The organism is Leptospira vanthielii serovar Holland str. Waz Holland = ATCC 700522 (genome assembly GCF_000332455.1).
GTDB classification, from domain to species: domain Bacteria; phylum Spirochaetota; class Leptospiria; order Leptospirales; family Leptospiraceae; genus Leptospira_A; species Leptospira_A vanthielii.
In genome coordinates this window covers 75412-97391 of the sequence record NZ_AOGY02000038.1, presented here as the reverse complement: position 1 = coordinate 97391, position 21980 = coordinate 75412, and the positions used below count along the sequence as shown (strand labels likewise).

Here is a 21980-nt window from a genome sequence, read left to right as displayed (position 1 = left end):
TTATGGATACCTATAAAATACAAAGAAAAATAATAGAATTTCTGGACCAACGGTCTGGAAAGGACATCACAAGACAAGAGATCAAAATAAAATTTACCGAATCAAGTGAATTCAAACGACCCGACCCAAAAACAAAGAAGGTAAAATCCTTTAAACGCAAAGAAAAAGTTCCTAGAAAAGAAATCGAATCCCTTATCGACCAACTCATCGACCTGCTCGAAGCAGAGGGATTATTAATACCTAATAAAAAGTATTTAACAGTTGCCAACCCTTTTCGCCTAACAGGAAGAATCTCCATCTCCAGAAGAGGTGATGGTTTTATAGCCCTACCTTCTAAAAATGATATCTTTGTTCCAGGGCCAATGACCAATTCTGCCATCACAGGTGACAAAGTTGAAGTCATTCCGCTAGGAGTGGGAAAGAAAAACAAACTCGAAGCAGAAGTTACCAATATTGTCAAACGTGGCCGAGTTCTCTATAGAATGCGAGTCAGAGAAAAAACAAACAAATTTGTTTTTGGAAACTTTTTGGATATGTTGGGAGATAACAAAGAAGGTGTTCTTCACGTTAAATCCATATTAAAAGATACTTTTGATTCTATTAATGTAAACGACATTCTCATCGTAAAATTCAAAGAAGGGGCTCCACCTCAAGAGAACATGTATGATGTGAGTTTTATCCGTTTTGAATCGGACACGAAAGAGGATAGTGACTTACAACGGATTCTAATGAAATACAACTATGATCCGGTTCATCCAGATTTTATACCTTTGGATTTTCCAGAAGAAGTTTCTGAAAAAACTGTTTCCGATTGGAATCAGCGAACCGACTTACGTGAGTTATATGCTGTAACCATCGATGGAATTACTGCTAAAGATTTCGATGATGCGATCAGTTTTGTCGATGAAGGAAATAGACTTAGAATTTGGATTCATATCGCGGATGTTTCCTACTATGTAGAAAAAGATTCTCCACTAGATAAAGAAGCCTATGAGAGAGCTACATCCGTTTATTTAGCAAATCGTGTAGTTCCCATGTTACCACCAATCCTTTCCGAAGACCTATGTAGTTTGGTAGCCAATACCAATCGGCTTGCCTTTACAGTAGAAATGGAAGCAAGTAAAACTGGTGACATCTACAATGCAAAATTTTATAAATCGGTAATCAAAGTCAAAACACGTTATACCTACGAAATGGCCGAGGAAGAAATCAAAGCCAAAGATCCAAATAATTGGATGTATCAGGTTTCTCAATTCACGGAAGCCTTACGTAAACGCAGGATGGCTGCAGGCCGAATCGATCTGAACTTAAGAGAGACAACCATCACTTGGAATGAACGAAAAGAACCCATTGGAATTGAAAATCGAGAACGTTTGACAAGTCATATTCTGATCGAAGAACTTATGTTATCTGCCAACTTGAAAGTGGATGAATTTTTGCGAAAAAGGAAAGCACCTTCACTCCATCGAATTCATGAACCAATGGACGAAGAGAAATTAGAAACATTAAATCATTTTCTGCAACTGAACGGTTACAACGTCCAAATCAAAGATACAAGTTATGCAGAAATTATGAAAGCTGTGAAAGAAATTGAAGACAACTCTGTTGGAAAAATTTTCAATTATCTACTTTTGAGAAGTTTTATGCAAGCCTACTACGGAGCAGATCCGCTTGGCCACTGGGGACTCGGGTTTAAAGACTATTGCCATTTCACTTCCCCAATCAGACGTTATCCGGATTTGATTGTTCATAGAGTTTTACAAGCTACACTTCTAGAAACAGAAAGAACCTATTCTGAAAATGAAATTGCTGTCATGGGATTACATTGTTCTGAAGAAGAACGAAGAGCCGCTGATGCGGAGCGTGATATTGTCAAAATCAAATCCTTCCGGTATTTGGAATCCACCGGGATCAAAGAATTCAAAGGTTTTATCGTGGGAATTCGACCTTCTCAAATTTTTGTAGAATTGGATATTTCCAATTTGGAAGGAGTTTTGGATAAAGCGGAATTTACCGATGAGTTTGAAGTTGTGATTAAAAATGATTTCTCCTTCTATTCAAAAAAATATTCAAAGATATTCTTTATTGGTGATCCGGTTTCGGTAAGTCTTGATCGAATTGATTTTGAAGACATCAAAGTTTATTTGAAATTAAAAGACTTCAAAAAAGACGAAACCACTCCCAAAAAGAAGTAAAATAATCTCCGAATCTATTTTAGAAAGATAGATTCGGAATCTCTTCTCGTCTCCATACTTTTCGAAAAAACTTTTTTTCATTCACTTGGATCGAAAGAATTTTATTGATGATCGCTTCTTCACTTACATGATACATTTTCATAAGCTCCCTATCGAATGATAGTTGAGAATGTGCGACCCATTTAATCAAAGAACGTTTGTTTCTTTCCGATTCAGGTAATAATTCATTCACTGTCGCAAAAAATTGTTCATGGCTCAAAAAAAGACCATTGGAGATTTCAGGCATGGGAGCAGCACCATGATCAGCAGTTACCACCATAACAAAGTTATCTCCAAAATGGTCTTTTAAAAACTGAAAGATGGTTTCAATTTCTTTGTCAGTAGCTTTTAGAACCTGTTCTGCTTCTTTTGATTCCCAACCATACAAATGACCCACCGCGTCGGTTGCTTTTAGAGTCACATAAGCAAGATCTGTGATTCCATCTTTATCTTTTTTAGTATTAAGAATGGTCTCTGAAACAGTATCTCGAAACAGTTCCCCATCCATTTTCACTTGAAATTCTGAGCCTTGAAAATGATGGATTTTTGCAATCAGATCAATTGGATCCTTTGCCTCAAAATGTGTTGAAATTTGTTTTTTGTTCTCTAAGTAAAACTTATATAAATTGTATTTCTGCGCAGAGTTTGGTGTAAGAAATGCATTCGTGTAAGTGGACCAAGATAGACTTTTAATATCCTGCCAATACACATGATCGGAGTCTGAAGAAAGCGAGTTCTTTTGTTGTAAAGCAGTATTAAATAGTTTTCCATGGCCAGCCATGCCAACTGATGCTCTAGCCGCATAACATTGACTAATAACCACAGGTTCGTTATTGTTGAAGAGATCCCATTCATCTGCAAAACTTGGAACTGCTAATTCACTAAGATCCCAATCTTTATTTGCGCCTTGGTATACTGGTCTATGAAGGACTTTTCCATCAGCATAAGAATAGATTTCGTTTGAGAATATTTTTGAATCTTTGGGAAAAGCTCCTGTTCCAATCGCCATGTGGCCAACGGCTGTATGGGATTCCAAATGGCCCACTTTTGCTTTTTTAAAATAGGCAGAATTGTTTTTTAAACCCTCTAAAAAAGGATAAGAACCTTTGTGAGCTTTGTAAAGTTGCCTGCCACCTTGATCCACGACAACTGTGACAATGATCTCTGGTTTTTCTTTTTGGTTCTGGAATATTTTATCTAAATAGGAAGTATTGAGTGTATTGGAAAATTTGAAATCGAGGAGTCTTCCGTAAATAGAAGGGATATGCTGTTGGTTAATGGGATCAGAATATTGGCCGTTTCGAATCCATTTAGGACCATAGATCCAAATGGGAATTTCTGTATCATAAAAATATTGTGTATAATGAGAGGTATAATTTACTTCTTTAGAAAAATTTTCTTCCTCTGCATCCAATTTCCATTGGGTTTTTAACTCTTCCCAAGACAAATCGTGATCCTCTAAAATATTTTTAATCTCTTCTTTAGAATAATGAGAAAGAGTGATTGCATCTCTTGCCTCTCTATCAAATATATTGAATGGATAGGGAGCTAAAATTAAATCTGTATCAGGTTGCATCGATAAAAAGGCAGCACGTTTATAATCCTCTTCCCAACCACAATTGATAAGAATGAACAAAAAACCAATGATCAATCCATACTTTTGTTTTATACTATTTTGGTTTTTCACTATTTCCTTCCTATCTTGCTACACCTTACCTGATGTTTACTTTTCGAGGCAAGTGCGAATTAAAGTGGTGGGTGATCTCATGTGTCACAACTCACAAATCTCTACTTATTATAGACCAAAAACAAAAGACTATGATTCTTCTGGTAGTTTCGAATTCGTTTCAAAATTATTACAAGATGCAGATTTAACTTTAGGAAATTTAGAAACAACGATCGCTACTGACCCGAATGAATTCACTGGTTATCCAAGGTTTGGTTCGCCTATCGGATTTTTAACAGGAATTCAAAATGCAGGATTTGATATTCTATCTACAGCGAACAACCATTCTGCTGACAAGGGATCTTTTGGAATTGATTTTACAATCGATTCCGTTTTCACCAAAGGAATGATTCCTATTGGAACTTTTAAAGGTAACGCTGATTACTTGGAACGAAAAGATTTTTTTCAGGAGATAAATGGAATTAAAATTGCCATTTACAACTACACTTATTCTACAAATGGAATTCCTGTTAAAAATGATAGGATTGTTCGTCTGTTACATGAAGTAACGATTCAGGAAGACGTGCGTTTTGCCAAAGAAAATGGAATCCATTTTGTTATACTTTGGTATCACTATGGAAAAGAATACGAAGAGAAACCAGATAATTCTCAAACAAAATGGGTAAACATCGGACTTGCGGCAGGTGCCGATATCATTATCGGCGGCCATCCCCATGTGGTCCAGAGAGTGGATCTATTCCAAGAAGAGAAGAATTTTGAAGATAGGTTGGTTGCCTATTCTCTCGGAAACTTTTTATCCGCACAAAATAGGGAAGCAACCGATGGAGGAATCATCCTTTCCTTTCAACTTGAGATAGACTCACAACAAAAGAAACGAATCAAAGATGTGACTACGGAACCTGTTTGGGTTTTTCCACACGGGTATAAAGTTATCCCGATTCAAAAATACAAACAAAATGAAATTTCCGTAAAAGTCCCCAAACATTCAGAAAAACGAATGTATGCTTATGAATCTCATCTTAAGAAAATCCCAGGTTTGCTTTTTTAGTTTGGATCACTCATACGTTGAGAATGGTATTTTAATTAATTCTATCATTTGTTAAGTATTAGAAATTTCAGAAGATACCAATTCATACCCTTTTCCTTCACGGATTAAATCGATAGAATCATCATTGATTTGTAAAATTGTCGATAGTTCTGTTTTCACAATTCCGCCATCGATAATTCCCTCAACTTGGTTTCCGTATATGGTTTCCAGATCATCTATATCGATAATAAATTCATCATCACAAAATGCTGATGTTGATGTTAATGGAGAATCGTGAATTTTTAAAAGTTCAGAAAGATAAATATGGTCTGGAATTCGAATTCCAATTTGCCGGTCTCTATGATGAGCGACTGATGGTTTGGGTAGGTTTTTATTTGCCTTTAAGACAAATGTAAAAGGTCCAGGAGTGACTCTTTTCATCAGCCTATACGCTGAGTTGGGCAGGTATTCAATAAAATTCGAAGCCATTGAGATATCTTTACACATTAAGGAAAGTGGTTTGTCTTTGGATAATTTTCGAATTGCGTATATCTTCTCTACACCCAACTTCGAATGGGCGTCCGCAATGATTGCGTACACTGTGTCCGTTGGAAAAATATAAACTGCTCCATCCTTCAATCGTTCGGAAATCTGTTTGAGTTTTCGGATTTCTGGATTTTCAGGATGAAGGTATAAAATCATAATTTAAATTGCTGCTACTGTGCAGTCAGCCCCCCGTCTAGAACAATGCATTGGCCAGTCATGTAGGAAGAAGAATCGGATGCCAAATAAATCGCTGCCCCGAGAATTTCTTCAGGTTTTCCGAGTCGTCCCATCGGAATTCCAGCAAGCACTTGTTTCATGATAAATTCTTTATCTTTAATCATATCTGTCATCTCAGTATCAATGAGTCCTGGACAAATTACATTCACTCGGTAACCATTATTGCACCATTCAATAGCTAAGGCTTTGGAAAGTGTAATCACAGCTCCTTTAGTCCCTGAATATACAGAAGCAAGTTTACTACCGACCATACCCAAAACTGAAGCCACATTGATAATGTTCCCACCTTCTTTTTTATGGTGTTTGTAGTATGCTTGGCAATTGCGGAAAACTCCGACATAGTTTGTTTGAACAATATTTTGTAATTCGTCTTCTTTGAATCCAGAAGCAGGAGTGTTGGTGGCAATCCCTGCATTATTAATGAGTGTATCGAGCCTTCCGTGTTTCGTTTTGATTTGACCAATGACTTCAAAGGCAGCTCCTTCATTACGAACATCGAGGACTACTCCATTGATCCCTTCTTTGGCCATCCATTCAATTGATTCTGGCCGAGAACCTGCCCCATAAACAATAGCACCGGCATCTCGAAATCCTAAAGCTAATGTTTTTCCAATGCCACGGCTCGCACCAGTGATTAAAATTGTTTTTCCTTTTACATCAAACAAACTCATTTTACCTCGTGATTGGAAGGATAACAATCGCTAGCTTGAGGTTTTGTGTCTTCCATAAGTTTTTTATAATCTAACGTATTATCGTCCCGAACTAAATCTCTTCTTATGTAATGGGTTCCTTTATCGTAATAATCCGCCACGGGATTACAATCTTGGATGTCTTCCGAATAACCTCGTTTACATCCAAAAACCAAAACGAATGCCCATAAAATTATAGCCAAAAGTCGAGGATTCATCATTATGAAATGAAACAATATCCCGTAAGGAATAGCAAGAATTTGTTTATACTCAAATCGACGTCTCCCAGACGGATCCAAATCCTTACAGATCTTGGATTCCAATTTCGAGTAGAACCAGCAAACATAGATGAGACCCAAAACCAGGGAGAACCCCCTTTAGTTTATTTAGAACGAATGGTTCACTCTAAATTGGGTAGTCAAGGGAATGAAAATAATCTATATCTAGCTGCTGACACCATCGTGGTTTTTCAGAATGAAATTTTACACAAACCAATGGATCTGGACGATTCCATTCGCATTCTAAAAACACTTTCCGGGAACAAACACTCTGTCTTTTCGGGAGCTTCTCTAAGAACAAATTCAGTTACTGATTTTTTTTATGAAGAGACCATCATCGAATTCAAAAATTGGACGGAAGAGGAAATTCGAGAGTATATTTTACGATGTAAGCCTTTTGATAAGGCAGGTTCTTACGGAATCCAGGATGAAAATGGGCCGGTGTTTTCGAGAGAAGGTTCGTATACGAATGTTATGGGATTCCCACTCCGAAGTTTTTTTTCACGTTCTTCGGTGTGGTTGCCATTCTGGGGAAGATCTTAGGCGTAGATGTTGACTAAATTTCCTGGTTTGTAGGATGCTTTTGCATCCGGGCTAGTTTGGATTTCCGCCGCTTTTTTTTCTGTTTCACCAGAAACATATTTAGGTTGGTAGGCACGAGACTGGATCGCTTCTACTTGTTCGACTGCCTGGGTATTGTATGTGGGGGACACATACATATACGGTTCGCCTAGTCCTGAAACTCTTGCCACATTACTTGAGATTTCCATAGTATGAATATCGCCCTGATCCTAACGAAAGATTAGACCGGTTTACAGAAAATGGAAACAAAAAAATCGCAAGCAAGGGAATTTACCTCTCTTTTCCAACTCTTCAAAACCCAAACTTCGAATTTACCCCAGTTTTTTGCCTACTCAGGGGAAGACTCCTATGAATTTGAACTTATCATTGATCATTACAAGGAGACCCTTTCTAAATCCGCAGGAACTTACGAAATCATTCTGATTGTTTCTGAATCGGGAGAACAGGCAAAACTTTTTGCAGAACTATTCACACCGGATATGTTTTATCCGCGCAAACTGATCATTGTCAAACAAGCAACAGCACTTTTTAAACCTATTCTTGATACGAAGTCCGCACAGGAATGGAAAGACTTTGCTTCTGGATTTCGCAAAAACATTACTTCTGTATCCGATGAAATATTTCTATTGGTGCATTACGATAGTAAAGACATTCCACAAAGTTTAATCCAACTTTTTCAAAGTACACTTAACTTTTATAAAACAAAATTTTTATACCCAAGTGATTATCCAAAAGTATTCAAAGAAGTTTGTGACCAGGAACAAGTAAATTTTGAATCCAATGCTGCCGATGAATTCATACATAGAATTCCTGCAAACGTGGGTGCTTATCTAAAGAGTGTTAAAAAATTAAAACAATACCTGCACCGTTCTAAGTTTACAATCGAAGATGTGAATGCAATTTTATTCAGCCAAAACGAACTCAATACCAACACCCTTGTTGAATCATTAATTCAAAAACGAAAGGTGGATTTTTTCAAAGAGTTCACAAAATTTAGTGATCAAAACTCAGAGATACTTAGTTTTTTAACAAGGCTTACTTACAAATTGGATGAAATTCGTAAAATCAAAGTCATTCGCTCAAGGCATAACGGTGAAGTTCCGATTCCACTTATGGATGAACTTTTAAAAACAGGAAGTTATTCAGATGCTAGAAAAAACTTTGTCAGACGACAATTGGTTTCTGATTCTGCATTGTTTACTGATAAAATATTAGACCAGTTTTATGACCAAGTAATTGAGATGAATATTAAATTCAAATCGGGACTTCGGGATGAAGAAGGTAAAAACTATTTTTTACAAAAAATAATGCACTTGTTTTCTTTACTTCAAGAAAGATCTTCCAATTGATATTCATGAAGTTTTCGATATAAATTTCTTTCTGAAATTCCGAGTAACTTAGCTGCTTTTTCACGATTTCCTTTTGTATAAATTAGATTCGCTTTGATGATTTCTTTTTCATACAAGTCTAAACTGATCCCTGGTTTTACTTCTAAATCCGATAATTGGTTCTCAAAAAAATGAGAAGGAATTTGTTTCCAGTGTAATTGTTTCCCAGAAGAAAATCCTACTAGTGCAAATATCATATCCTTGAGTTCAGATATATTTGAAGTGAAGGTTTTGTTTTTAAAAAATACATAGAACTCTTCTTCAACGCCTGTGATTTTTTTATTTAACCCTTCATTTGCTTCCGCTAAAAATTGAGAAACCAACTGCGGTAATTCAGAAATTCTTTTTTTGAGATTGGGAAGTTCAAAACGAAAGGATTTTAATTGGTCATAAAAATCAGCATATACATTCTTTTGATTTAGTATTTCGAGTTCATCAGATTGAATTTCCCAATACAAATATACCTTTGACTTCTCTTCATATTTTTCGGATTTCCACCACTGTTGTAATTGAAGAACTTCTTCTGGTTTTGCCTTCGTGATTTGATCGATATAAATTGTGACTATTTGTTTAGAAGATTTAATTTTCTCTAACTTATCTGAAAAAGAAAACGGATATTCAAAATCCAAGTTGATGATCGCATTTTCCGGAATGTTCCTTTGTTCTAAACTCCTACGAATCCAAAAACTTTTTCCCACTCCCTTTTCTCCAATAACTAACATTGGCAAATTGGAGTTGGATGTTTCGATCCATTGGTTGCGAATCTTTTGTATGTCTGATCCGCTACAAATCCATTCTGTATTGGATTTACTTCTTTTTGATGACACTCACTGTCCCTTGTAGGTAGCCATTAAATTCCCTGATTTTATTTGTATCTAAAAACTTTTTAGCCTGCGAAGGTTTCACCATCAATGTCTTAGGATAAGTTGTATTTACCTTTAGCAGATTTGTTTCTGCAGGAGCATTTTTTACTCCCCAAGTTGATAAAGGATCGAGAACAAAGGTAGTTTGTATCAAATACTCTTTTCCTTTGGTAACAGCTACATCATAAGGTAATTGAATCCAAATGGCCTCACCTTTTGATTCTAAAAGAACTGTTTGGAATCTATCTTTTTCCGATTGGTCCGTATTAGATTCTGTGCGAAGTAAGTATTCCAAATCCGTTTTGATTTCTTCTTTTTCCAAAACTCGTTTGTCTGCAATCTTTTCATAAGCTAGATACAAATTGTAAGGAGTAATTACATCCACTGCGGCCCGAACTAAAGAAGCATCGTATTTTTTTATTTGGTTTTGGTTCCAATTGAAAGGCAACTGTAACTCTTCCACAGACGAATACACATTAAACTGGTTTAAATACAAGTATTCATAACCTTCTGAAGTTCCAATCCTTTGGTATTCCGTGATTCCTACAACGCGACTATTACTAGCCTTACCAATCCGTTGCAACTCTCTAATGGTGCTAAGATCGGAATGGTTAGGAATTAAGATGACAGGTTCAATTTCCATATGACGCAAATCATTCAGAGCCATAATGATGGAACTAGATTTATCCTTAACATTAGAGGAAAGTAGTAAGAATAGTTTTCTCGATTCTTTTTTGCCGGATGTTACTTTTGATTTTAATCCTTGTAATGCGGAAACTACCGAATCGGTTTGATTGTTGCCTTGCCATCCTGTTTCTTCCATAAGTTTTTTAATTTCAGTATGTTCTTTTGTTGGCGGAATAGTTATGGTTTTATCTTTTTTTATAAGAGTAACACCTAAGTACAATCCATCCTGATCATAAAGCGAAGATAAACTCTTAAGAACATCTTTCTTGTAATAAGCATAGGATGAATGAATGTCTATAAAGAGAGAAATTTCATAATTAGGAGCTATTTTATTTTTCTTTTCGTAGAAACGCGGCGGTAAAAAACGAAAACTCTTATCATTATGTTTTTCATAAGCTAATACAAAATTGGAGATGAGTTTTGATTGAATCGTTTGTCTGGTTTGATTTTTACAATTGTAAATTACAGTTTTAACAAGAATGGGATTTCCAAAATCAATTTGGTCCTGAACCACAAAATGTGAATCCCACTCACTGCAATAAGAATACAAATCCTGATCTTTTACATCTGCTTCCTCATTCCATTCCGTTTCATTTAAATACGTTTCTACCAATTTTGGATCGGTAATTTCAGTAAAAAAATTTCGTTTTAAATAATGTCGCGAAAGCCGGGACAATTCAAATCCTGCCTCACGTCTGGATCCAAGAACCGGAGGAACTTCTCCCGAAATATAAGCAGGTAGGATAGAAATTTCTTTCCCCAGAATATATTCGGGGAAGAATGCAATGAAAATAAGGATCAACGCATAAGAGATTCGGAAGGGCCGGCGAGACATAAAATTAGAATCGGTCTATTGAGGGAAAATGTAAATCTTTATCCTACGCGCATCATTCGTTTTCTTTGAGAAAAGATTGACAAGGTGTTTTTATGGGGTCAAATTCTTCGGAAAAGGAGTAGATTCTTTATGAAGAAATCGCTTATCGTATGTGCCTCTCTAATCGCATTTGTTGTATCTTGCGGATCCAATGATGGAGGCAGAAGAGACGCTACGACCGTAGGTAAAAATGGTTGGATTTTTGAAGGTTGGGCTTGTGCGCCTGACGCCGCTGCTGCAAAACGTGGTGAAAGCCCTGCTGAGTATTGCAAAGGAAAAGAGAAAGAATACGATTATCTTTACATGAAATTTTCTGCACGTGCTTCTGACAAAGCAATCAAAGCTAACTCAGTTGCAATGAAACAATCCACTTGCCGTGAAGCAGCTCGTCTTCAAGTTGCTGGTGATGGTTTGAAAAAAATCTTGGGTGAATATTTAGAACAAGCATCCGGTGTATCTGATGGTCAATCCACAGGTTCCGTGATCGTTTCTGAATCTAAAGGTATCATCAAAGGTGTTGGAGTTTATGACTGCTGCTCACTTAACAATGAAACAGGAATTTGCGCAAATGTTGGCGAACCTGAAACTTGGGAAGAATGTCAGTGTGTTGGATACTTGCGTTATGCAGGTGGACAAAAAGCTCTTGAAGCAAAGGCAACTGCAGCTCAGTAATCTGACTGTTGTAACTTAAGGTTTCAAAAAAGCCTCCTCTTTGGAGGCTTTTTTTTGCCTTCAGAACAATTTACTTTTTTGTTTTAGGGTCAAAGTAATGTTTGTGGATGAATTCTTGAACAATTTTATGATCTGCAGCACCTAATGGTTGAAAGATTACTGAGGTGGTTTTACCTGCTGTTCGATGAACAGTTCCAATAATTTCTAACGGATTTTGGTGGAGGGAAAAATGAATTTTCACTTGATCCCCTTCATAAAAGATGGCAGTCGTTTGAAAAGCCAAACCTCCCGTTCCTAAATCAGAAAGATGTCCACTGACAGGTGTATTTTTTGCTTTTACAAGTTCCACAGTGCAAGGCACATCTAACTTGACTCTTGCATCTTTACGTTTCTGTTTCACTCCGCCATATTTACTATAACTATCTGAAAATATTGACTGTCTTGAATCTGCCATTTTAACTTCCTCTACACGAGATTCATAAACGTTTCACAGTTTATACTCTCGTTTTTCATTTCGCTTGTTTCCAAAAATCTGGAATCCATAGAAGCGGACTCCAATCTATCTATAAATTGATTTACATTTGAAATCTGTAATAACTCTCGTTTTGCCTCATCAGGAAAACCAGTGTTTTCTATATAACGTATAAAGTGTTTTCGAAAAAGGATCAAAGCATAATCATCACCGGAAGGATAAAAATTTAACATTAGATCTAGATGTTCTCGAATCACATTTTTTATCTCTAACCAAGTTTGGGTTTCTTTTGGTTCGTTAGAAAAGATCCAAGGATTGCCAATGGCTTTGCGACCAATAAGAACCAAATCCACTCCATACTTTTTTTTCTTATCTAAAGCTTCTGTAAAACTAACTACATCTCCGTTTCCAAAAATCGGGACGTTGGCTTTAGATTTGATTTCGCCAATGGCGTTCCAATCCGCAAGCCCAGTGTAGGCCATCGCTTTCGTTCGACCGTGAACGGAAATCGCAGAGACTCCCGATCCTTCTAATACTTTGACTGTTTCTAAATAATTTAAAGAATTAGAATCCCAACCCAGACGAATTTTTGCAGTTACAGGAATGTCTGTTTTTTTCCGTATCCCTTCGATCATGGAACCTGCCAAACGCACATTCCGTAAAAGTCCCGCACCGGAACCATGATGAGATACTTTTGCCACAGAACATCCCATATTGAGGTCTATCACGTCTGGTTTTTTGGAAGCAGCAATTTCAGAAGCATTCACAACAGTTTCTAAATCGGAACCAAAGATTTGAAAAAAGATGGGTCGTTCTATTTCTAAATAACGAAACATATCAAGAGATTTTGTATTTCCCAGTAATAACTGTTCTGTGGAAACAAATTCCGTATATGCAAAAGCAGAGCCAAAGCGTCTAGTAATTTGTCTATACGGACTGTCAGAAATACCAGCCATCGGAGAAAGAACAACATCACCTTTGATTGTTACATTCCCGATGGTTATCATACGATCTCTCTAACTATTCAGATTCAGTTTCTGAGTCCCGAACAACTGCAAAGTCTTTTACAAAGTCTTCGTCTTTGGTATTTACAACTTTGACACCCATTGCGGAACGCCCTACCATAGAAATAGTTTTCACTTCCACTCGAATTGCCATACCAGACTGAGTGATGACGAGTAGTTCATCGTCGTCTTTCACAGTAGCAATACCAACAGAGCGCCCGTTTTTTTCGCCAATCTTAAAGTAGGTCATCCCTTTGCCACCACGACCTTTGGTTGAGAATTCTTCGAAATCCGTACGTTTTCCAAATCCATTTTCAGAAATACAGAATAATGTAGTTTCAGGTTCTACTTTTGTAATCCCGGCAATCGCATCATCGTCTTCTAACTTCATTGCAGTGACACCGGAAGCAGTTCTACCTTGCGACCTAAGTTCATTCAAATTCATTCGAATCGCCAGACCGTTTTTACTTCCGATAAACACATCGTAGTTATTTGGATTGGCAATCACATCGATGAGTTCATCTCCATCGCGTAACCCTATGGCAATGATTCCCGATTTTTTTGTATTTGTGAATTCATCCAGTTGGATCTTTTTCACAAATCCTTCTCTTGTTACCATAAGGAGATAGGATTCATCAAAGTTTCTAAAAGTGAATAACGATGTAATGATTTCATCATCATTCAAATTGATCACTGCTTTGAGGGACTTTCCACGTGCTTCTTTGGATCCAATTGGCAGCTCGTAAACTTTCATTAGGAAAGCGCGACCTTTGTTCGAGAAGAGCATCAAGTTGTCATGAGTCATCGCACTACTTAGTTTTTTAACAAAGTCTTCTCGTTTGTTCGAGATTCCTTGAACTCCCTTTCCACCGCGTTTCTGACGTCGGAAGGTATCCATAGGTAGACGTTTGATAAACATATCTTCTGAAAGTTGGACCACCACTTCTTCATCAGCAATCAAATCTTCTGCGTTAAAGGTGGAAGATTCTAAAGACTCAAGACTGATTTCAGTAGAGCGGGTGTTTCCAAAAGACTGTGCCACTTTTCCAAGTTCATCACAGATGATGGATTTCACTCGTTCTGGTTTGGAAAGGATGTCTTCTAAGTCTGCAATGAGAAGTCTCACTTGTTCTAATTCTTCAATGATCTTTTGCACTTCGAGTGATGTGAGTCGTTGCAAACGCATTTCTAAAATGGCATCGGCTTGCAACTCAGAGAGAGCGAAAGTGGACATCAAAGAACCTTGCGCTTCTCTCGCATCTTTCGAAGCCCGAATGATTCGAATCACTTCATCGATATTATCGAGTGCAATCCGTAATCCTTCTAAGATATGAGCTCGTTTCTGAGCTTTATCTAAATCAAATTCAGTTCGTTTGATAACGACTTCATTTCTGTGATTGGCATAAGCTTTTAGAATTTCTTTCAGAGAAAAGATTTTAGGACGGTTGTCCAAAATCGCAAGCATGGTGATTCCATAACTCACTTGTAGTTGTGTGAGTTTAAAAAGTTGATTTAGAATCACTTGAGCATTCGCATCTTTTTTGATATGGATCTCAACACGAATTCCCTTTCGATCGGAAAGATCTAAAATTTCAGAAATCCCTTCAATGATCTTTTCATTCACCAAGTCCCCGATTTTTTCGAGTAGGTTCTTTTTGTTTACTTGGTAAGGAATTTCATTAATGACAATGATCTCGCGACCTTTGTTGTTTTCGATGATATCAACTTTGGAACGAATCCGAATGGAACCCTTACCTGTGGCGTAAGCTTGGTAAAGGCCTTCCCCACCGATAATGGTTCCACCAGTAGGGAAATCCGGGCCTGGAATGATTTTCATGAGTTCCGGAAGTGTTATATCAGGATTTTGAATGAGAGCAATTACGGCACTTACCGATTCTTTTAGGTTATGCGGTGGAATGTTGGTTGCCATACCCACAGCAATTCCAGTAGATCCATTCACCAAAATATTTGGAAAATTGGCAGGTAATACATCGGGTTGTTGTCTCGTATCATCAAAGTTTGGTGAAAAACTTACCGTATTTTTTTCGATATCTTTTAGAAGTTCTTCAGCAAGTTTTGTGAGCCTTGCTTCTGTATAACGATAAGCCGCCGCATTGTCACCGTCAACGGATCCAAAGTTACCTTGGCCATCAATCAGAGTTTCTCGCATCGAGAAAGTTTGGGCCATCCGCACCATGGTTTCATAAACAGGTGAGTCACCATGAGGGTGGTAGTTACCAATTACTTCCCCAACAATTTTCGCTGATTTTACATAAGGACGGTCTGATCTCCAAGCTCTTTCATTCATCGCATGGAGAACACGTCTGTGAACTGGTTTTAATCCATCTCTGACATCGGGAAGGGCGCGACCTACAATTACGCTCATCGCATAATCTAGGTAAGCTTCCTTCATTTGGTCTTCGATTTCCACCGGAATGACCCGTACGCCAGCTTTTAGTGCTCCGGCTACGTCTGGTCTACCGGAAAGATTCAATGCTAAGGTTTTGTTTGATTCGTTTTCTTGGCCGTTTTGTTCGGTCATTTTTCTTTCCTAATTCCGATTAAAGATCTAAATTTGCGACTTTGTATGAATTCGCTTCAATGAAACGACGGCGAGGAGATACTTCGTCTCCCATAAGGATATTGAATGTATCCTCTGCTTCTACAAAATCTTGTAACTTAATTTGTAACATAACACGTTCTTTTGGATCCATTGTGGTATCCCAAAGTTGTTCCGGGTTCATCTCCCCAAGTCCCTTGTAACGTTGGATGGTAACTTTATCATTTGGTCTAGCTTTTAGGATTTCATCCTTTTCCCGATCGGAATAAACATAAACTGCCTCACGTCCAAACTTTAAAAGATATAACGGAGGTTGTGCGACAAATAAAGATCCTGTTTCAATGATGGGTTTCATATAACGAAAGAAAAAAGTAAGCAACAAAGTTCTGATATGTGAACCATCCACATCCGCATCCGTCATGATAATGATTTTTTTATACCGAAGTTTATCGATATTAAACTCATCATCCCCAATTCCCGTTCCCATAACGGTGATTAGAGTTCTAATTTCTTCGTTTGATAAGATTTTATCCAAACGCGCTTTTTCTACGTTTAGAATTTTTCCTTTGAGTGGGAGAATTGCTTGGGTATTGCGATCACGACCTTGTTTGGCTGAACCACCCGCCGAGTCCCCCTCAACAAGATACAACTCACAATGTTCAGGATCTTTTTCGGAACAATCGGCAAGTTTTCCCGGTAGACCACCACCTTCCAAAACCGTTTTCCTTCTGGTAAGGTCTCGCGCCCTTCTTGCAGCTTCCCGCGCTTTGGATGCTAAAATACATTTTTCTAAAATCTTTTTAATGACAGCAGGATTTTCTTCAAAGAAACGATTGAGTCCTTCTCCCGTGATGGTTTGCATAAGACCCTTCACTTCTGCGTTTACTAATTTCTCTTTTGTTTGTGAGTTAAACTGGGGTTGTGGGATTTTAATCGAAATGACGGCACAAAGTCCTTCTTTTATGTCATCCCCTTGCAAACCATTGGGTTGTTTTTTAAAAAGAATTTGGTCTTTCTTTAGATGGTCATTCAGAGTTCTTGTGAGGGCAGTTCGGAAACCTTCTAAGTGGGTTCCACCTAAGTTGTTGTTAATCGCGTTGGTAAAACAAAAAATATTTTCACTATATGTATCACAGTATTGAAGAGCAATCTCTGCCCAAACATTTTCTTTTTCTCCCACAAAGTGTAAAACTTTATGAAGCGGATGTTTGGCTTCTGTGATATATTCCACAAAGGAAACAATCCCACCATCAAACTTAAACTCATGTTTGGCAACTTCTTCCTTTCTTTGGTCTTCAATACGAATAAGAAGGCCTTTATTCAAAAAAGCTATTTCTCGAAATCGTGCAGAAAGTGTATCATAAGAAAAATCAACAGTTGTAAAAATAGTATCATCAGCTTTAAAGCGAACAACTGTTCCACGGTGAGTTGTCTCTCCAATGACTTTTACATCCTCTACTGGAACACCGGCTTGGTATTTTTGGTAATGGAGTTTGCCCTCTTGGTGAACTTCCACTTCTAAATAAGTGGAAAGTGCGTTCACAACAGAAACCCCTACCCCATGGAGACCGCCGGAAACTTTATAAGCATCGTTTTCAAACTTACCACCGGCGTGTAAAATGGTAAGCACCACTTCAATTGTGGACTTACCTTTGTCGGGATGGATTCCCGTAGGAATCCCACGACCATTATCACGCACTTCTATGATATGATCAGGTAAGATGCGAACATCAATCTCAGTACAGTGGCCGGCCATCGCCTCATCCACTGAGTTATCCACCACTTCATAAACCATCTTATGCAGGCCTGACTCATCTTGGGTTCCGATATACATTCCGGGACGTTTCCGGACCGCTTCAAGACCCTCTAGGATCTTGATTTTCGAGGCTGAATAGGCGTTTGGATCGGTTTGGTTCGACATAGATTTATAAGATACCCTAAAGGAAGTATCCTAGAAAGACCTTCGAAGGGCAAGTGAAATCGGGGGGATTTGGGTGGCTTTAAGACCTAGGATTTTGGAATTCGTTTCCTGTTTTGAAGTGGATTTTCTCCAGTAAAACCGGGTTCGTAATTGAGTTCACTTTGGTCAGAAGTTCGGCCTTTTGGAACTCCAATTCTTGGGAAATCATGGAGTGACGACAAACAACTGTGAGTTTTTTCCCATCTATGGTTTTAGGGAAACTTTGTTTGCCAAAATACTCACCTACGATCTCATTCCATTGCAATCGGAGTTTTTTTAGGATCTGGTCACGAAAGACAGTTTCCCGATCCATACCCATTTTTTCCAAACTTTGGAAGAGCTCAGAGAGTTCTACTTTCTTCATAATCTAAGAAAACACCTTCACTTTGCCATTTTCTACTTGGTATATTTCTTTATCTACTGTTAGGTTGCCTACATATTCATTGATTCCTTCTAAATCAGTGGTGGTAAAAAATGCCTGTCCACATTCCGAAATCAAATTCACGAAGTATTCTCTCCGTTTGACATCCAATTCTCGAATGATGTCATCAATGAGAAGTACCGGTGCTTCTCCCGTTGTATCCCGGATCATCTGGAAACAAGCAGTTTTTAGAGCAATGACAGCACTCCGTTTTTGGCCCTGAGATCCAAACCCACTTAGGTCTCTATCATCAAAACCTATCGGGAGTGTGTCCCTATGATTGCCGCAGCTCGTGTAACCGATAGCTCTGTCTTTTCGTAAGTTATCGATTAACCTTTGTCTATGTTCTTCTTTGGAAGTTAGGTTTGGTTTATAAGTCAAAAAGAAGGGATCTTTTCCTGAACTTAACTGTTGTAAGTTTTTATGAAAGTATCCCGCAAGACTCTCAATAGTTTTAGTCCGAATCTCACGAATTTCCGCATCATGTTCAATGATGGGTTCATCCCAAATTCCAATTTCACGATCTGTGGAGTTTTCCTTTTTTAGCGCCGCATTCCTTTGTTTGATAAGTCTATCATATTCAATGAGTTGTTTTAGATAGTATCTGTTTGTGGAAGAGATAAAGGCATCTAGGAATCGCCTTCTTTCCACATTCCCATCCTCAATAATCAGAATGTCCGGTGGGCTCATCACGATCGAACGAAAGTATCCTACATAGTCGGAAATCTTTTTAAACTCTTCTCCATTGACTTTTAGTTTCTTTCGTTTGGAATAAGAATGTTCAATTCCATATTCAAAAAGGTATTCATTCCCTTCGGATTCAAATTCAGCTCGAATGAAAGTATCAGATGTATCCCAACGAAGGAGTTGGTTTTGATCGGACTCACGAAAACTTTTTAAATAAGATAAAAGGGAGATTGACTCTAGAAGGTTTGTCTTACCTTCTCCATTGTTGCCAATAAAAAAGATAAGACGTGATTGGAAAGTGAGTGTTGTTTCTTCGTGATTACGAAAGTTCTTTATGTAAATTTTCTTTAGAAACATTAAAGTTTCATTGGCATGATGACTGAAACAAAGTCACTATCCGATGGATCTTTGAATAGAACCGGTGCACTAGACGTAGTGAACTCTAAAATCACTTCAGGATCGTCCACAGCTTTTACCACATCACTCAAATAATCACCCTTAAAAGCAATGGTGATTGGTTCTCCATTGTAATCGATTGGCATGTTGTGATCAAACATCATAGTTCCTGGATTAGAAGAACTGATATTTACACTTCCTTTTGTAAAAGCCAAACGAATTTGTTTCGAAGGTTCTTCTGCGGAAATCAAAGCTTGTTTTAAGAAAGTTAAAAAGTCAGCTTTAACCACACGAACAGACTCGGAAGTTTGTTTGGGAATGACTTGTTCATAATCAGGAAAGTTTCCATCAATCAATTTAAAGAGAAGTTCAACGTTTCCAGAAGAAACATAAATTTGTTCTTCCACAAAACCAATCTTTGCTGTTTCTTTTCCTTCCATCATCTTTAGCATTTCACGAACTGCTTTGTGAGGAATGATCACTCCATTTTTAAATGGAAACTGTTTTGGAAACTTACGAACAATTTTAGAAAGACGACGTCCATCCGTTCCCACCACAATTAAGTCTGTGTTATCTGGTTTTAAGAAAAGACCATTGAATACAAAACGAGTTTCTTCAATCGCCATTGCATAAGAAGTTTTACGAAACATCTCGCGAATGGTTTGGCAAGGAAACTCAACCACACTTGACTCATCGACTTTAGGAATCGTTTTGATATCTTCCGAATCGATTCCATTGACTTTAAACTTAGTGTCCATCTTTCCTGAAGCATCAGTAATAGTTGTCTCTGAATTTTCTGATTGGTCAGTAGTTGTGAGTAAACTTGTATCAAAGTTTAAATTTTTAAAAATACTGGAGAGTTGTTTGGCGGGTAATGATGCCGTTCCTTTTTCTCCAATGGTGGATGGAACAGAAGTTTTGATCGCGATCTCTAAATCAGTCGCAGAAAGATAAACTTCATTGTCCCCAGTTTGGATTTTCAAATTGGAAAGAGCCGATTTGATCTCTCGAACCGAGATGACACCATCCACTGAGTTGATTGCTTTTAGGAAGTCTGTAGTATTGACAGTGAATTTCATTTTTCCTCTTCTTCTTTATTATATTATATATCTTTATATATATTATGTCGTTTCCGTTGGTTCTGTCAGTATGTCGATAAAGCCTGGAAACATCAATTTTTATTGAATTATGTCAGTTTTTTTCCTTTTTGCAAGTGTCAATATTTATGTCGCTTTGAACAGTTACCGACTCGCTTAAGGGACAATAAGGACTGACTATGTCCTATCGACAGTTTATCGACAGGTAGTCATCGGGTTAATCACAGGTTATTGGAAACTTATTTTGTGTTTGATGGAGTGGAAAATGTCTTCCCACTGAGAATCCGATTTCATTCGTTCTTTGAATTTATCAATTCCATGAATGACAGTGGAATGTGTGGTAGAAAAAATCCTGCCAATTTGTGCTTTAGGCACGTGAAGGACGTCATGCAGGAGGAGCATACATAAATGCCTTGGTGGGATAAAATCGGCCTTACGGCTCTTCCCTAGTAAATCCTTGCGGGCCACATTCGTTCTTTCACAGACCAAATCAATGACCATATCAGGACTGAACCCAATTCTCTTTTTATTCGTGAGAAATCGGGCTTCAGCAATTTCCTGAATTTTCTCTTCGGTGAGTAAAAAGTATTCATAGGCTTTTTTGTACAATACCAAATCGTTTACAATTCCAATAAGCGCTCGGGAGTCACCTTCCAAACGTTCGGCGAGCCAAAGAAGAAGTTTGTCACTAGCAGGAATGTTAAATTCGGAAAAGCTGGCGCGCAAAAGTTCAATGCGTAAGGCCAAGTCATGGGATTTGATATCTGCTTGGAGACCATGCACAAATCGAGATTTGAGTCTTTCGTGTAACGGAAGTTCGTAACTTGGTCTGTCCGATGCGATTACAATCTGGCGTTTTCTATCATAAAGGAAATTAAATAGTGCAAAAAACTCTTCTTGGGTTTTTTCTGCTCCACCATTTAAAAACTGAATGTCATCAAAGAGTAAAACATTATAAGACTGGTAACGTATTTTGAAAGACTCAAGAGACTCACGATTGTTCTGCCGGACTGTAAAAATAAATTCATTTAAAAAAGAGGTACTGTTCACATAGCGAACTGTTTTCCAAGGATCCTTCTTTTTGATCTCGTTTCCGATCGCATGAAGCAAATGAGTTTTTCCAACCCCAACTGGTCCAAAGATATACAGTGGATTGTATTTTCCCGGTTGTTCCGCTACACTTTTGGCAGCAGTAAAAGCGATCCTGTTGGAATCAGAAGTAATATAATTACTAAAAATAAATTCTGGATTTAGGTCTGAGTCAGATTCATCGAACTTTGATTGGATGACTTCTTTAAAAATTTGTGATGAGGCTTCGGATTCTGCAAGAATGGATACTTTGAAACGATCACCGACCACTTGGTAGAGGGCATCCTCTATAAAACTCACATATTTGGTTTCCACATGGCGTTTGATTCCTGTGGATGGTGCCATCAAGTGAACCACTTGGTTCTCCCATTTCTCGAATCGGAGTGGTGCAATGAAATTGGAAAAGTACTTGGGAGGTATCTGTTTCGATATTTCTTCTAAAATTTCTTCCCAACGTTTGTCCAAGTTTCCCGCCCTAAATGTGAAATCGGGTACTATACTTTTAGCAAGTAGGTAGAATTCAAATGAAA

At 37.8% G+C, this 21980-nt stretch carries 20 protein-coding genes; 5 read left to right on the top strand and 15 right to left on the bottom strand.

Annotated elements, in window-relative coordinates:
- Positions 1-2 precede the first annotated feature (2 nt).
- A complete protein-coding gene (locus tag LEP1GSC199_RS08210) occupies positions 3-2195 on the top strand; it encodes a ribonuclease R family protein (protein ID WP_002980504.1) in 2193 nt (730 codons plus the stop codon).
- A 19-nt stretch (positions 2196-2214) separates the two neighbouring features.
- On the opposite strand, the gene LEP1GSC199_RS08205 is transcribed toward LEP1GSC199_RS08210, so the two are convergent.
- Positions 2215-3921 carry an alkaline phosphatase family protein gene (locus LEP1GSC199_RS08205; protein ID WP_002980483.1) on the bottom strand — a complete coding sequence of 569 codons (1707 nt, stop codon included), beginning with the start codon at positions 3919-3921 and terminating at the stop codon, positions 2215-2217.
- 52 nt (positions 3922-3973) lie between these two features.
- Here LEP1GSC199_RS08205 and LEP1GSC199_RS08200 point away from each other — a divergent pair, with 52 nt between their 5' ends.
- Complete coding sequence (locus tag LEP1GSC199_RS08200; RefSeq protein ID WP_083901934.1) at positions 3974-4969, top strand: CapA family protein; 996 nt, start codon at positions 3974-3976, stop codon at positions 4967-4969.
- 51 nt (positions 4970-5020) lie between these two features.
- On the opposite strand, the gene LEP1GSC199_RS08195 is transcribed toward LEP1GSC199_RS08200, so the two are convergent.
- From LEP1GSC199_RS08195 to LEP1GSC199_RS08185, 3 genes are read right to left on the bottom strand one after another with little or no spacing between them, the layout of a single operon-like run.
- Positions 5021-5650, bottom strand: coding sequence for an L-threonylcarbamoyladenylate synthase (locus LEP1GSC199_RS08195; protein WP_002980469.1), 630 nt, complete (start codon positions 5648-5650; stop codon positions 5021-5023).
- 14 nt (positions 5651-5664) lie between these two features.
- Positions 5665-6402, bottom strand: a complete 738-nt coding sequence (locus LEP1GSC199_RS08190; RefSeq protein WP_039926390.1) for an SDR family NAD(P)-dependent oxidoreductase — start codon at positions 6400-6402, stop codon at positions 5665-5667.
- A complete protein-coding gene (locus LEP1GSC199_RS08185; RefSeq protein ID WP_039926405.1) occupies positions 6399-6623 on the bottom strand; it encodes a hypothetical protein in 225 nt (74 codons plus the stop codon). Before LEP1GSC199_RS08185 ends, LEP1GSC199_RS08190 begins: the two co-directional genes overlap by 4 nt.
- A 57-nt stretch (positions 6624-6680) precedes the next feature.
- On the opposite strand from LEP1GSC199_RS08185, the gene LEP1GSC199_RS08180 reads away from it, so the two are divergent.
- Complete coding sequence (locus tag LEP1GSC199_RS08180) at positions 6681-7241, top strand: Maf family protein (protein WP_002980377.1); 561 nt, start codon at positions 6681-6683, stop codon at positions 7239-7241.
- On the opposite strand, the gene LEP1GSC199_RS08175 is transcribed toward LEP1GSC199_RS08180, so the two are convergent.
- Complete coding sequence (locus LEP1GSC199_RS08175; RefSeq protein ID WP_002980515.1) at positions 7238-7468, bottom strand: hypothetical protein; 231 nt, start codon at positions 7466-7468, stop codon at positions 7238-7240. The genes LEP1GSC199_RS08180 and LEP1GSC199_RS08175 overlap by 4 nt on opposite strands.
- Before the next feature lie 51 nt (positions 7469-7519).
- On the opposite strand from LEP1GSC199_RS08175, the gene holA reads away from it, so the two are divergent.
- Entirely contained in the window at positions 7520-8629 is a 1110-nt protein-coding gene (holA, locus tag LEP1GSC199_RS08170) for a DNA polymerase III subunit delta (RefSeq protein WP_002980401.1), read from the top strand.
- Here holA and LEP1GSC199_RS08165 read toward each other — a convergent pair.
- Together LEP1GSC199_RS08165 and LEP1GSC199_RS08160 are read right to left on the bottom strand one after the other, a co-directional pair.
- On the bottom strand, positions 8608-9495 hold the full coding sequence (locus LEP1GSC199_RS08165; RefSeq protein WP_002980403.1) for a helix-turn-helix domain-containing protein: 888 nt from the start codon (positions 9493-9495) through the stop codon (positions 8608-8610). The two genes, holA and LEP1GSC199_RS08165, sit on opposite strands and share 22 nt — an antisense overlap.
- Entirely contained in the window at positions 9476-11053 is a 1578-nt protein-coding gene (locus LEP1GSC199_RS08160; RefSeq protein ID WP_002980317.1) for an LIC10012 family protein, read from the bottom strand. Before LEP1GSC199_RS08160 ends, LEP1GSC199_RS08165 begins: the two co-directional genes overlap by 20 nt.
- 129 nt (positions 11054-11182) lie before the next feature.
- Between LEP1GSC199_RS08160 and LEP1GSC199_RS08155 the strand changes: the two genes are divergently transcribed.
- Complete coding sequence (locus LEP1GSC199_RS08155; protein ID WP_002972335.1) at positions 11183-11764, top strand: lipoprotein LipL21; 582 nt, start codon at positions 11183-11185, stop codon at positions 11762-11764.
- Positions 11765-11834: 70 nt separating this feature from the next.
- On the opposite strand, the gene LEP1GSC199_RS08150 is transcribed toward LEP1GSC199_RS08155, so the two are convergent.
- The 8 genes from LEP1GSC199_RS08150 to dnaA all read right to left on the bottom strand — a co-directional run bounded on the left by LEP1GSC199_RS08150 (position 11835) and on the right by dnaA (position 21915).
- On the bottom strand, positions 11835-12218 hold the full coding sequence (locus LEP1GSC199_RS08150) for a PilZ domain-containing protein (protein ID WP_002980513.1): 384 nt from the start codon (positions 12216-12218) through the stop codon (positions 11835-11837).
- 11 nt (positions 12219-12229) lie between these two features.
- The gene (locus LEP1GSC199_RS08145; RefSeq protein WP_002980495.1) at positions 12230-13243 is read right to left on the bottom strand and encodes a tRNA dihydrouridine synthase; all 1014 of its coding nucleotides are present in this window, start codon (positions 13241-13243) and stop codon (positions 12230-12232) included.
- Between the two features lie 13 nt (positions 13244-13256).
- Positions 13257-15782 (bottom strand): DNA gyrase subunit A, encoded by a 2526-nt coding sequence (gyrA, locus tag LEP1GSC199_RS08140; RefSeq protein ID WP_002980356.1) that lies wholly within the window; start codon positions 15780-15782, stop codon positions 13257-13259.
- A gap of 19 nt (positions 15783-15801) precedes the next feature.
- On the bottom strand, positions 15802-17721 hold the full coding sequence (gyrB, locus tag LEP1GSC199_RS08135; protein ID WP_039926389.1) for a DNA topoisomerase (ATP-hydrolyzing) subunit B: 1920 nt from the start codon (positions 17719-17721) through the stop codon (positions 15802-15804).
- A gap of 79 nt (positions 17722-17800) precedes the next feature.
- Complete coding sequence (locus tag LEP1GSC199_RS08130) at positions 17801-18124, bottom strand: DciA family protein (RefSeq protein ID WP_002980361.1); 324 nt, start codon at positions 18122-18124, stop codon at positions 17801-17803.
- A gap of 3 nt (positions 18125-18127) precedes the next feature.
- Positions 18128-19225, bottom strand: a complete 1098-nt coding sequence (gene recF / locus LEP1GSC199_RS08125; RefSeq protein ID WP_002980518.1) for a DNA replication/repair protein RecF — start codon at positions 19223-19225, stop codon at positions 18128-18130.
- Positions 19225-20343: a DNA polymerase III subunit beta gene (gene dnaN, locus LEP1GSC199_RS08120; RefSeq protein WP_002980410.1), complete on the bottom strand. Its 1119-nt coding sequence runs from the start codon at positions 20341-20343 to the stop codon at positions 19225-19227. The genes recF and dnaN overlap by 1 nt, the downstream gene beginning before the upstream one ends.
- Positions 20344-20589: 246 nt before the next feature.
- Positions 20590-21915: a chromosomal replication initiator protein DnaA gene (dnaA, locus tag LEP1GSC199_RS08115; RefSeq protein ID WP_002980289.1), complete on the bottom strand. Its 1326-nt coding sequence runs from the start codon at positions 21913-21915 to the stop codon at positions 20590-20592.
- Between the last annotated feature and the right edge of the window lie 65 nt (positions 21916-21980).

Bases quoted from the DNA above. Each gene is read 5' to 3' on its own strand.
- LEP1GSC199_RS08210 (WP_002980504.1), top strand. From the start codon at position 3: ATGGATACCTATAAAATACAAAGAAAAATAATAGAATTTCTGGACCAA.
- LEP1GSC199_RS08195 (WP_002980469.1), bottom strand. From the start codon at position 5,650: ATGATTTTATACCTTCATCCTGAAAATCCAGAAATCCGAAAACTCAAA.
- LEP1GSC199_RS08190 (WP_039926390.1), bottom strand. From the start codon at position 6,402: ATGAGTTTGTTTGATGTAAAAGGAAAAACAATTTTAATCACTGGTGCG.
- LEP1GSC199_RS08175 (WP_002980515.1), bottom strand. From the start codon at position 7,468: ATGGAAATCTCAAGTAATGTGGCAAGAGTTTCAGGACTAGGCGAACCG.
- holA (WP_002980401.1), top strand. From the start codon at position 7,520: ATGGAAACAAAAAAATCGCAAGCAAGGGAATTTACCTCTCTTTTCCAA.
- LEP1GSC199_RS08160 (WP_002980317.1), bottom strand. From the start codon at position 11,053: ATGTCTCGCCGGCCCTTCCGAATCTCTTATGCGTTGATCCTTATTTTC.
- LEP1GSC199_RS08155 (WP_002972335.1), top strand. From the start codon at position 11,183: ATGAAGAAATCGCTTATCGTATGTGCCTCTCTAATCGCATTTGTTGTA.
- LEP1GSC199_RS08150 (WP_002980513.1), bottom strand. From the start codon at position 12,218: ATGGCAGATTCAAGACAGTCAATATTTTCAGATAGTTATAGTAAATAT.
- LEP1GSC199_RS08145 (WP_002980495.1), bottom strand. From the start codon at position 13,243: ATGATAACCATCGGGAATGTAACAATCAAAGGTGATGTTGTTCTTTCT.
- gyrA (WP_002980356.1), bottom strand. From the start codon at position 15,782: ATGACCGAACAAAACGGCCAAGAAAACGAATCAAACAAAACCTTAGCA.
- gyrB (WP_039926389.1), bottom strand. From the start codon at position 17,721: ATGTCGAACCAAACCGATCCAAACGCCTATTCAGCCTCGAAAATCAAG.
- LEP1GSC199_RS08130 (WP_002980361.1), bottom strand. From the start codon at position 18,124: ATGAAGAAAGTAGAACTCTCTGAGCTCTTCCAAAGTTTGGAAAAAATG.
- recF (WP_002980518.1), bottom strand. From the start codon at position 19,225: ATGTTTCTAAAGAAAATTTACATAAAGAACTTTCGTAATCACGAAGAA.
- dnaN (WP_002980410.1), bottom strand. From the start codon at position 20,343: ATGAAATTCACTGTCAATACTACAGACTTCCTAAAAGCAATCAACTCA.